We start from the raw sequence: 10,831 nt of genomic DNA, 5'->3' as shown, positions 1-10,831 counted from the left end.
ATCAGGCAGCCGGGATCTGGAACCGGACCACCACCGCAGCCCGGGCCCTGCAGGGCCCCGACGAATCCCGGACCCTCACCCAGTTGCGGGCGGACGTGGCCGCTGCATGGCTCCTCGGCGGAACCGGTGATGCAGCCGGCACTGACGACGGGAACCCGGCCGGGGGTTTCCCGTCACCGAAGGCGCAGGTCCTCGTCACGGTCCCGGTGTTCGCGCTGCTGGGCCTCACCGATGAACCGGCCATGCTCGACGGGTACGGGCCGATCCCGCCGTCCATGGCCCGGCAACTGATCGCAGACGGCGCGGAGTCCTTTCACCGGGTCCTGATCGACCCGCGCGACGGGGCGCCGCTGGAGATCGGGCGGACCAGCTACCGGGTCACCAAAGCCCAACGCCAATGGCTCAGGCTTCGGGACGGAAAATGCCCGTTCCCCGGCTGCAGCAACCAATCCCTGGACAACGAAGCGGACCACCTCCTCGCCTGGGCCCACGGAGGCACCACCGGAATCTCAAACCTCGGCCAGCCGTGCCCACGCCACCACAGACTCAAACACACCAGCGGCTGGACACCAACTTCGGCCACCAAGAACGAACCACCCGGCTGGACATCACCGTCCGGACGGCACTACATGGGGGCGAGCGGTACCAGCAANCTCAAACCTCGGCCAGCCGTGCCCACGCCACCACAGACTCAAACACACCAGCGGCTGGACACCAACTTCGGCCACCAAGAACGAACCACCCGGCTGGAYATCACCGTCCGGACGGCACTACACCAGCGAACACCCCGACTGGGAACCACCAGACTGGCCGGCGCTGGAAACAACGGGGGCATCGAGCACTACGCCGCCGTAGCTGGGCTGCGTGGTGAGGGCGGCTCCTGCCGCGGGGTCTGAAGGGTCAGCGTAAGGCAGACACGCCGTTGCACACATGCGGTCCCTGTCCGTTCGCCCTTTATTCGGTCGGGCCTCAAGTGTCCGCTCGCGCTTGTGGGGGAGGAACGCAGAAACCCCCGCCGCTTTTGCAAGCGGCGGGGGTTTCATCTGTGCCCTCGATTGGAATCGAACCAACGACCTTCTGCTCCGGAGGCAGACGCTCTATCCCCTGAGCTACGAGGGCAATTCAGGGATCCTGCCGTTGCCAGCGGGACGTCCTAGAGCTTAGCAGGAAGGTGCCTGCAAGGAAAAACGGCCCTGTTCAGTAGCCCGAAAAAGAGTCCACGTGTACCCGGCGCGAGCCCGCCTTATGGGCTGCGCGGCGCAGCGATGCGACGCTCGCAGGGGACCCGGAGATATAGACAGCGCGGCCGGCAATGTCGGGAACGAGGGCCTTTAGGGAATCTCCGTCCAGCCGGGCGCCAGCGGCAGCGCCCCCGGATTCCAGCGTCCCGGCATCGGTGATGAACGACGGCGGGACCGAACCGTCAGCGAGGCGTGCCAGGATACGCGCCCCGGACACCTGCAGCTCGGCCGCGTAGGCAATTTCGGCAGCGTTGCGCGCCAGCAGGAGGAGAACCACGTCCCGGTCCTGCGCGGCGCCGGAAGCCAGATGCGCAAGATAGGGCGTGATACCGATGCCCGCGGCGATCAGCAGGACGGGGGCCCGGGGATCGCGGGGCAGGATAAAATCTCCGCCCACGGATGTGGCGGCCACCTCATCACCAGGCTTCAGGTCCAGCAGGACTTTCTTCGCCGCGGACAGGGGCTCCGCCGTCCGGACGCCAAACTTCACCGTCGCCGAACCGGGGGCGCTGGTCAAACTGAACACCCGGCGTCGGCCTTTTCCGTCAGACTTGGCGTGCGGCAGATCCAGTTCCATGTACTGTCCCGGCACAAACCGGACGGGCCGGGACGGTTCAAAGGCGAACTCTGTGGTGCTGGGCGTCAGAGGGCGGGAGCCAGCGAACCGGAGCCTGAGCCCGCCGCGCTGGCCCACAAGGAACGCAAGCAGGTTGCCGACCAGCAGGGCCAGTTCCGGCGAGTTGGCGATGAAGCCGAAGTTATACGGCACTGCGAACACCACACCAACCAGTGCGGCGAGCGCGAGCTGCTGCCAGCGGCGCGGAGCGAGGGTGAGCGGCTCCGTCAGCATAAAGCCGACGAAGAACAGCAGCGGCCGCTGCGCCAAGGCCTGCCAGAGTGCGCTGCCCAGGGTAAGCCCTGCCTGCAGCAGCTCAGCGCTGACAATTGATGTGGCAACCACAAGGAACACGGCCGCCATGAGCAACTTACGCGTCCGGTAGAGCACCAGGAGGACGCCCGGAACCAGCAGCCACAGCATGGCGGGGGTCGCTGCCCACCACGTTGCTATGTTCAGCCCTGTCAGCCCGGTGACAAACGCCCCGGCGGCGGCGGGGTTGAAGACGTGCCGGCCACGCCAGGCCAGCGCGTATTTCGAGGCGGAGGCCAGCACGCAGGCCAGGGCCACCCCCGCCATATCCAGGGCCATCAAGGAGGGCCAGAAGAGGAAGTACAGCAGCAGGCCGGTGATCAGCGACGATTCGGAATGCGGGCGGACGTGGAAAAGTGCAGCCAGCCCTCGGTTGGACACGTAGGTCAGGCCAAGACACAGCGCCAGGTGGACGAGCATCTGCGGGATGCCGAACGTGAGCCAGCCAAGGGCATTGAGCAGGAGGCTGTACGCGGCAAGGGCTGCCAGCACCAGCAGGATCAGCCGGTACATCGTGTACTTGCCCAGCAGGGTGTCCAGCCGGCCGGCAGTGAAAACGGCAGTTGCCTTGGGGGCGTCAACGGGGCTCATGAGAACAGTGTCCCTTCAAATCCGGCCGAGTAGGCAGCGCTTCCGTCAGAAAAAACCGTCAGCCAGGAAAAATCGAAACTCCGTTCCAGCTCGCTGCCCGGAACAAAGAACAGGGCGGTGGCCAGGGCATCGGCCACCATGGTGCTGTCCGCCATGGTCCACGTGGCTACCGCCGTACTGACGGGCAGCCCTGTGGTGCCATCAAGCACATGGTGCAGGCCGTCGCCCCATGCCCGTCGGTTTGAGGCTGACCCGCACAAGGCGCCGCCTGCCAGCGGCACGGTCCCGATGGCCCTCGCCGGATCGTACGGGTGCTCCAACGCCACGGACACCGGATCAGGACCGCGGTGCAGCAGGTCGCCGCTGGCATCAATCACGAAGGATTCCACGCCGCAGGAGCGCAGCTCAATAGCGAGAAGGTCCACCAGCTGCCCCTTACCGGCGGCACCGATGTCCAGGACCAGGGGAGCGGAGGTGGCCAGCACATTGCCGTCCCACACCAGGACGTCCTCCCAGCGGGGTGCCGGAAGCGCGTTCCCTGCCGGCCGCAGGGAATAGGCCGCGTCGTACCCGAGGCGCTCCAGGCTGCCGCCGATCAGCGGCGTCATTGCACCGCCGGTGACCTCATACAGCGAGCGGTACAGCCGGCCAAGGTCCGCCGCTTCCGGCGGCAGCTCATACCGACCGGGCTGGCGGGCCATGGCACCGACGGTCGAATCGGACCTAAACCGGGACCAGTCGCCGTCGTACCGCTCCACCAAGGCGAGCAGCCGGACACGGACGCTGGCGTCAAGCGGACGGGGGGTGGAGATTTCCCAACGGGTTCCGATCCCGTCGAAGCGGAAGTCCTCCGGGTCCGGCACGGCCTACTGGGCCTCGGCCTTGATCTTGTCCAGGGCCTGGTTGAAGCCGCCGCTGGTGAGCGAGGATCCTGCCACCTTGGAGACGTTGAGTTCGTCGATGCTCTTGCCCACAACCTGCGCTGCGATCCCGCCCGCGAATTCGCCCTGGAATTTCCGGGTGTTGGGGTTCGAGGGGTGCTGGGTGATGTTCACGGCCGTGACCGTGCCCGTGGCGAGCGTCAGCTCAACCCCCACGGTTTCGGTCCCGTTGGGGGAAACATAGGTGCCGTCAGCGCTGTAGGTGCCGTCCTGGTAGGGGGAGGCGCTGCCGGCCGGCGATGATGCCGTACCGGAAGGGGCCGTGGTGGCGCCGGACGTGCTGTCGGAAGTCGCGGCGGGCGCCGCAGGCGTGGCCGACGGCGCGCAGCTGGCCACTGTTCCAGCGAGGGACAGGCCGGCGATGCCGACGAAAACACTCGTGCGGACTGACGGTCTCATGATGGGGCTCGTTTCGTGGGCTGGGTGCTTACGCTGTACTCAACGTCGGATTCAGCGTAATGGTTCACCCTGTGAATCAGCAGTGCGTCCGCTGTGAGGAAAAGTTGTGCGGAACCAGTCACGCACCACCCCAAAATTCGTCCCAGTGGCGGCCCCCGGTAGGCTAGAGGGGTGACTCCCGAAGAACTCTCCCTCGCCATATCCGCCTGCCTGAAAGACGCCGTCGCCGCTGGCGAAATCGCGCTTTCCGCATCAGCTGTCCCTGATGAGGTGCGCGTGGAGCGACCGAAGAACCGGGAGCACGGCGACTGGGCCACCAGCATCGCCCTCCAGCTGTCCAAGCAGGCCGGCACCAACCCGCGCGAATTCGCCACCGTCCTGAGCGCCCGCCTGAAGTCCATCAACGGCGTCGCTGCCGTGGATATCGCTGGTCCCGGCTTCCTGAACATCACCGTGGACGCCGCCGCTGCGGGTGCCCTGGCGAAGGCCATCGTGGAAGCCGGACGTGACTACGGCACGAACTCGGCGCTCGCCGGACACACCGTGAACATGGAGTTCGTCTCGGCCAACCCCACCGGACCGCTGCACATCGGGCATACCCGCTGGGCCGCTCTCGGCGACGCCATCGCCCGGGTGCTGCGTGCGTCCGGCGCTGAAGTCACCGCGGAGTACTACATCAACGACGCCGGCACACAGATGAACGTCTTCGCGCAGTCGGTCTACAACCGGCTTCACGGACTTCCGGTCCCGGACGGCGGCTACCCCGGCCAGTACATCGCGGACCTGGGCCACGAGGTGCTTACAGCGCACCCGGACATCCGCGAGCTGACCGAAGTGGCGGCCATCCCGGTCATCCGTGCCGCCGCATACGAAGCCCAGATGAAGGACATCAAAGCCACGCTCGCCGATTTCGGCGTCGATTTCGATGTGTTCTTCTCCGAGCAGGAACTGCACGACGCCGGCGCTATTGAAAGTGCCGTAGCGCGTCTCCGCGAACAGGGCCACGTGTTCGACGACGGCGGTGCGGTCTGGCTGCGGACCACGGACTTCGGTGACGATAAGGACCGCGTCATGATCCGCGCGAACGGCGAACCCACCTACTTCGCTGCCGACGCTGCCTACTACCTGTCGAAGAAGGACCGCGGCTACACCGAGAAAATCTACCTGCTCGGCGCGGACCACCACGGCTACATCAACCGGCTCAAGGCCATTACCGCCGCCGCAGGTGATGACCCCGAGGTCAACATCGAGGTGCTGATCGGCCAGCTGGTGTCCGTCAACGGCGCCAAGCTGTCAAAGCGGGCCGGCAACATCATCGAGCTCAAGGACCTGATCGACTGGCTGGGCAAGGACGCCGTGCGGTACTCCCTGGCCCGCTTCCCGGCAGACTCGCCGCTGACCCTTGACCCGGACCTGCTGAAGAAGCACAGCAACGAGAACCCGGTGTTCTACGTCCAGTACGCCCATGCGCGTACTCGCGGCGCGGCCCGCAACGCCGTGGCCGCAGGCGTGGACCGCAGCGCGTTCGAGGCATCCCTGCTGGACCATGCCACGGAAAACGAACTGCTCTCCTACCTGGGCAGCTACCCGTCCATCGTGGCCAAGGCCGCAGAACTGCGTGAGCCGCACCGCGTGGCCCGCCATCTTGAGGTCATCGCCGGCGCCTACCACCGCTGGTACGACGCCTGCCGCATCGCACCCATGGGTGACGAACCGGTGACCGACGTTAACCGCACGCGCCTGTGGCTGAACGACGCCACCAGCCAGGTGCTGGCCAACGGCTTGGACCTGCTGGGCGTATCCGCGCCGGAACGGATGTAATACCCATGTCGGCACAGGAAACTTCAGCACTGGACGAGTCAGCACACGACACCAACACCGCATCCCAGCTGGCACCCGAGTGGCTCGCCGTTCCCGCGGACCTGAACGCGCTCCACGAGCCTATGTGGGCGCAGGATGTCCGGAAGAACGACGCCGGTGAGCTTGCCATCGACGGCATCGCCGTCAGCGAGCTCAAGGCACAGTTCGGCACACCGCTCTTTGTGATGAGTGAGACCGATTTCCGGGCCCGCGCCCGCTCCTTCAAGGACGCCTTTGACGCCGCGTTCGCCGACATCTGCGGGGGAGTGGACGTCTACTACGCGGGCAAGTCCTTCCTGTGCACCGCAGTAGCTGCCTGGGTGGCGGACGAAGGGCTCCGGCTGGACACCTGTTCCGGCGGCGAGCTCGCTGTGGCCGCCAGGGCCGGCATCCAGGGCGAAAACCTGGGCCTGCACGGAAACAATAAATCCGACGCCGAGATAAACCGTGCGCTGGATATGAAGCTGGGACGCATCGTGGTGGACAGCCTCGATGAGCTGGACCGCGTGGCCAAGATCGCCTCGGGCCGCGGGGAAATTGCAAAGGTCATGCTGCGCCTGACGCCGGGCGTGCACGCGCACACCCACGAGTTCATCGCCACCGCCCACGAGGACCAGAAGTTCGGCCTCTCCATGGCCGGGGATTCCACCGAGCAGGCCGGATTGTCAGCCGCGGAGGAAGCCGTGGCGGCTGCCACGGGCTACGCCAGCATCGAGCTGCTGGGCCTGCACTGCCACATCGGCTCGCAGATCTTCGAGCCGGACGGCTTTGAACTGGCTGCGCAGAAGCTGCTGCGCTTCCACGCGGCCATGCAGGAAAAGTACTCCATTGTTATGCCCGAGCTGGATCTTGGCGGCGGCTACGGCATTGCCTACACCCCGGTGGACACCCCCCGCCCCGCAGCCGACATCGCGCAGGCGATGGCCGCCGTCGTGCGTTCCACGTGTGGCGAGCTGGGGATCACGTCACCCCGGATTTCCATCGAACCCGGACGCGCGATTGTCGGCAGCACCACCTTCACGCTGTACGAGGTGGGCACCCTGAAAACCGTGCGGGTGGACGCTCCGGCCGGCGAAGCGGGCCAGGAGAACGTTACGCATCCCCGCCGCTATGTGTCAGTGGACGGCGGCATGAGCGATAACGCCCGCCCGGTGCTCTACGACGCGGATTATTCGGCGATTCTGGCCTCCCGTACGTCCGCCGCGGCCCCGCAGCTGTCCCGCGTGGTGGGCAAACATTGCGAGAGCGGCGACATAGTTGTTAGAGATGTATATCTGCCCGAGGACGTGGCAGCCGGTGATCTGCTTGCTGTACCGGGGACCGGCGCCTACTGCTGGGCCCTGTCAAGCAACTACAACTATCTGGCCCGGCCGGGCGTTGTCGCGGTGCGCGGCGGATCTGCCCGGCTGATTGTCCGCGGGGAAACCGAAGAAGATCTGCTTAACCGCGACATGGGAGTGCCGAATGACTGAATTGCGAACCCTGAAAGTAGCCCTGCTGGGCTGTGGCAACGTTGGGGCCCAGGTTGCGCGGATTCTCATTGAGGACGCCGACGCCCTTGCCGCCCGTACCGGGGCGCGTCTGCAGCTCAGCGGCATCGCGGTGCGCAACGTCTATGCCAAGCGGGATGTGGACCTGCCGCAGGACCTCTTCACCACCGACGCCGACACCCTGGTCAAGGACGCCGACCTGGTGATCGAGCTTATGGGCGGGATCGAGCCTGCCCGCACGCTGATCCTCTCCGCGCTGCGCAACGGCGCCTGTGTAGTCACCGGCAACAAGGCCCTCCTCGCCCAGGACGGCCCCACCCTCTACGAAGAGGCCGACAAGGCCGGCGTGCAGCTGTCCTACGAAGCCGCCGTAGCCGGTGCCATCCCCATCCTGCGCCCCATCCGGGACAGCCTGGCCGGAGACCGCATCACCCGCGTGCTGGGTATCGTCAACGGCACCACCAACTTCATCCTGGACCAGATGGACTCCACCGGCGCGCAGTTTGCGGACGCCCTTGCCGAGGCCCAGCGGCTCGGTTACGCCGAAGCTGACCCCACCGCCGACGTCGAAGGCCACGATGCTGCCGCCAAGGCTGCCATCCTTGCCTCGCTGTCCTTCCATACCCGCTTCTCGCTGGAGGACGTCTACTGCGAGGGCATCACCAAGGTCAGCGCTGCCGACATCGCCTCCGCCAAGGAAGCCGGCTTCGTCATCAAACTGCTGGCCATCGCGGAAAAAATCGTCGGCGCCGACGGCGGCGAGGGCATCTCCGTGCGCGTCCACCCGACGCTCCTGCCGCGCGAACACCCGCTGGCGGCCGTCCGCGGCGCGTTCAACGCCGTCTTCATCGAGGCTGAAAACGCCGGGGAACTGATGTTCTACGGCCAGGGCGCCGGCGGAACCCCGACGGCGTCCGCAGTGCTGGGTGACCTCGTCTCCGCAGCTCGCCGCCTGGTCCTGGGCGGCCCCGGCCGCACGGAGACCACCACCGGCCACGTGCCGGCCCTGCCGATCGATGCCTCGGACACGAGCTACTACATCGGCCTCGATGTTGCCGACCAGGCCGGTGTGCTTGCGCGCATCGCCCACCTCTTTGCGGAGCACGGCGTGTCCATCGAAATCATGCGGCAGACCATCCACCGGGATGCCGCCTCCAACGTCGAGTCGGCAGAACTGAAGATCGTCACGCACCGTGCATCCGAAGCCGCACTCGCAGCAACCGTCGAGGCCATCAAGAGCCTCGACGTCATCAATTCAGTGACATCCGTTCTGCGGGTAGAAGGAGTCTAAGTGGCTCACCAATGGCGCGGCGTTATCCGCGAATACGCTGACCGGCTGCCCGTAACGGAATCCACCAGGGTCATCACGCTGGGCGAGGGCGGCACTCCGCTGGTCCACGCGCAGAAGCTTTCCGAGCTCACCGGTTCCACCGTGTACCTGAAGGTCGAGGGGATGAACCCCACCGGTTCGTTCAAGGACCGCGGCATGACCATGGCCATGACGGCCGCCGTTGCGTCCGGTGCCAAGGCCGTGGTCTGCGCGTCCACCGGCAACACCTCAGCATCCGCCGCGGCCTATGCCACGGCAGCGGGACTGAAATGCGCCGTGCTGGTCCCCGAGGGCAAGATCTCCATGGGCAAGCTGAGCCAGGCCATCGCGCACGGCGCCACGCTGCTCCAGGTGGACGGCAACTTCGATAACTGCCTGGACATTGCCCGGAAGCTGGGGGAGTCCTACCCGGTATTCCTGGTCAACTCCGTCAACCCCGCCCGCATCCAGGGCCAGAAGACGGGCGCGTTTGAGATTGTCGATTCGCTCGGCGATGCTCCGGACATCCACGTCCTGCCTGTAGGCAACGCCGGCAACATCACGGCTTATTGGAAGGGCTACAAGGAGTACTCGGCGCCGTTCGAATCCGAAACAGCCGGGACCTTGCCTGCCGTGTCCACCAAGACCCCCCAGATGTGGGGCTTCCAGGCCGCCGGCGCGGCACCGTTCGTGGCGGGGCACCCCATCACGGAGCCGGACACCATCGCCACTGCCATCCGGATCGGCAACCCGGCGTCCTGGGACGGTGCCATTGCGGCACGTGACGAGTCCGGCGGATTCATCGACGCCGTGACTGACGAACAGATCCTGGATGCCCACCGCTGGCTGTCCGCCCGCGAAGGCGTTTTTGTGGAGCCCGGCTCCGCCGCCGGTGTGGCCGGACTGCTCAAGAAGCACGCCGCCGGTGAAGTTCCGACCGGCAAGACCATCGTCATCACCGTGACCGGCCACGGCCTCAAGGACCCCCAATGGGCCCTCCGGACCGAGGACGGCAGTGAAGTGCAGCCGGTCAAGGTCTCGAACGACGTCGTGACAGTCGCAGCTGAACTGGGACTGGAAGAAAAGTAGCCTTGGAAACCACCTCGCCCACCGCCGTTGACCTGCCCGTCATCGAAGCAGGCCAGCGCGTCACCGTCAGGGTCCCGGCCACCAGCGCCAACCTTGGACCGGGTTACGACAGCCTGGGCCTCGCCCTGGCACTGCACGACACCCTGACGGTGGAAAGCCTCGAATCCGCTGAGCTCGTCTTCGAGCTCAGCGGCGAGGGGGCGGACACACTGCCGCAGGACGCCAGTCACCTGGTGGTCAGGGCGATGGAGGCTGCCTTTTCCCGGCTTGGTTACCGGCACGGCGGCCTCAGGATCACGGCGACGAACGTCAACCCCCATGGCCGGGGCCTGGGATCATCGGCGTCGGCAGTGGTGGCGGCCGTCTCGGCTGCCAACGCCATGGTGCCCGAAGCGGCGCGTCGCGGGCGGGACTGGATCCTGCAGTTGACCAGCGAGATGGAAGGCCATCCGGACAACGTCGCGCCCGCGATTTTCGGCGGACTGGCGCTGTCATGGCAGGACAGTGAGCGGTACAGCAGCACGTGCGCTACCGTGGCCGGTTCCGTGATTCCCATCGTGGCCGTCCCCGATTTTGAATTGTCCACCGAGGCAGCGCGAGCCCTGCTGCCGGCGTCTGTGGGCCATCATGCGGCGGCCATGAACTCCGGCCGGGCGGCGCTGCTGATCCATGCGCTGACGCAGAAGCCCGAGTTCCTGCATGCCGGTACGGAGGATTACCTGCACCAGAGCTACCGGGCCGAGGCGATGCGGCCCAGCGCTTCCCTCATCTGGGCACTGCGCAACGCGGGCCACGCGGCAGTGGTTTCGGGTGCCGGACCTACGGTGCTGGTTCTCGCCGACGGCGAAGCCGAAGCCGCCGAGGTCCTTGGGTTTATTGCGTCCTTTACAGAGGCGAACACGCCGGGCATCGGCTGGCGCGTGCTGAAGCTGGCAGTGGACGTCGAAGGTGCTAAGGTGGACTTGCACCGGCGGTAATTCCGC

8 protein-coding genes, 1 tRNA gene and 1 pseudogene are annotated in these 10,831 nt (G+C 66.3%); 6 read left to right on the top strand and 4 right to left on the bottom strand.

The features are described 5' to 3' along the window. Positions 1–652, top strand: a pseudogene (locus ASG77_RS22765) (DUF222 domain-containing protein); the annotation flags it as partial. Between the two features lie 394 nt (positions 653–1,046). On the opposite strand, the gene ASG77_RS20585 reads toward ASG77_RS22765, so the two are convergent. From ASG77_RS20585 to ASG77_RS20570, 4 genes are all read right to left on the bottom strand, one after another. Beyond that, positions 1,047–1,119 (bottom strand) — tRNA-Arg (locus ASG77_RS20585). A 78-nt stretch (positions 1,120–1,197) separates the two neighbouring features. After that, positions 1,198–2,760, bottom strand: a complete 1,563-nt coding sequence (locus tag ASG77_RS20580; protein WP_056349464.1) for a ferredoxin--NADP reductase — start codon at positions 2,758–2,760, stop codon at positions 1,198–1,200. Continuing rightward, on the bottom strand, positions 2,757–3,623 hold the full coding sequence (locus tag ASG77_RS20575; RefSeq protein ID WP_056349461.1) for an FAD:protein FMN transferase: 867 nt from the start codon (positions 3,621–3,623) through the stop codon (positions 2,757–2,759). The genes ASG77_RS20580 and ASG77_RS20575 overlap by 4 nt, the downstream gene beginning before the upstream one ends. Before the next feature lie 3 nt (positions 3,624–3,626). Continuing rightward, positions 3,627–4,100 (bottom strand): FMN-binding protein, encoded by a 474-nt coding sequence (locus tag ASG77_RS20570; protein ID WP_056349459.1) that lies wholly within the window; start codon positions 4,098–4,100, stop codon positions 3,627–3,629. Positions 4,101–4,271: 171 nt separating this feature from the next. On the opposite strand from ASG77_RS20570, the gene argS reads away from it, so the two are divergent. Genes argS through thrB form a run of 5 tightly spaced genes read left to right on the top strand, consistent with a single transcriptional unit; the run spans position 4,272 to position 10,825 of the window. Continuing rightward, positions 4,272–5,921 (top strand): arginine--tRNA ligase, encoded by a 1,650-nt coding sequence (gene argS / locus ASG77_RS20565; protein ID WP_056349456.1) that lies wholly within the window; start codon positions 4,272–4,274, stop codon positions 5,919–5,921. A 5-nt stretch (positions 5,922–5,926) separates the two neighbouring features. After that, positions 5,927–7,432, top strand: coding sequence for a diaminopimelate decarboxylase (gene lysA, locus ASG77_RS20560; protein WP_056349452.1), 1,506 nt, complete (start codon positions 5,927–5,929; stop codon positions 7,430–7,432). Continuing rightward, positions 7,425–8,741: a homoserine dehydrogenase gene (locus tag ASG77_RS20555; RefSeq protein WP_056349451.1), complete on the top strand. Its 1,317-nt coding sequence runs from the start codon at positions 7,425–7,427 to the stop codon at positions 8,739–8,741. The genes lysA and ASG77_RS20555 overlap by 8 nt, the downstream gene beginning before the upstream one ends. After that, positions 8,742–9,848, top strand: coding sequence for a threonine synthase (gene thrC, locus ASG77_RS20550; protein WP_056349448.1), 1,107 nt, complete (start codon positions 8,742–8,744; stop codon positions 9,846–9,848). Positions 9,849–9,850: 2 nt separating this feature from the next. Continuing rightward, positions 9,851–10,825, top strand: coding sequence for a homoserine kinase (gene thrB / locus ASG77_RS20545; protein ID WP_056349446.1), 975 nt, complete (start codon positions 9,851–9,853; stop codon positions 10,823–10,825). Positions 10,826–10,831 lie beyond the last annotated feature (6 nt).

It is taken from the genome of Arthrobacter sp. Soil762 (assembly GCF_001428335.1).
In the GTDB taxonomy this organism is placed as follows: Bacteria; Actinomycetota; Actinomycetes; order Actinomycetales; family Micrococcaceae; genus Arthrobacter.
The sequence above is the reverse complement of the archived record's forward strand: the minus strand, read 5'-3'. Positions and strand labels throughout refer to the sequence as shown.

Bases quoted from the DNA above. Each gene is read 5' to 3' on its own strand.
- lysA (WP_056349452.1), top strand. From the start codon at position 5,927: ATGTCGGCACAGGAAACTTCAGCACTGGACGAGTCAGCACACGACACC.
- ASG77_RS20580 (WP_056349464.1), bottom strand. From the start codon at position 2,760: ATGAGCCCCGTTGACGCCCCCAAGGCAACTGCCGTTTTCACTGCCGGC.
- ASG77_RS20570 (WP_056349459.1), bottom strand. From the start codon at position 4,100: ATGAGACCGTCAGTCCGCACGAGTGTTTTCGTCGGCATCGCCGGCCTG.
- ASG77_RS20555 (WP_056349451.1), top strand. From the start codon at position 7,425: ATGACTGAATTGCGAACCCTGAAAGTAGCCCTGCTGGGCTGTGGCAAC.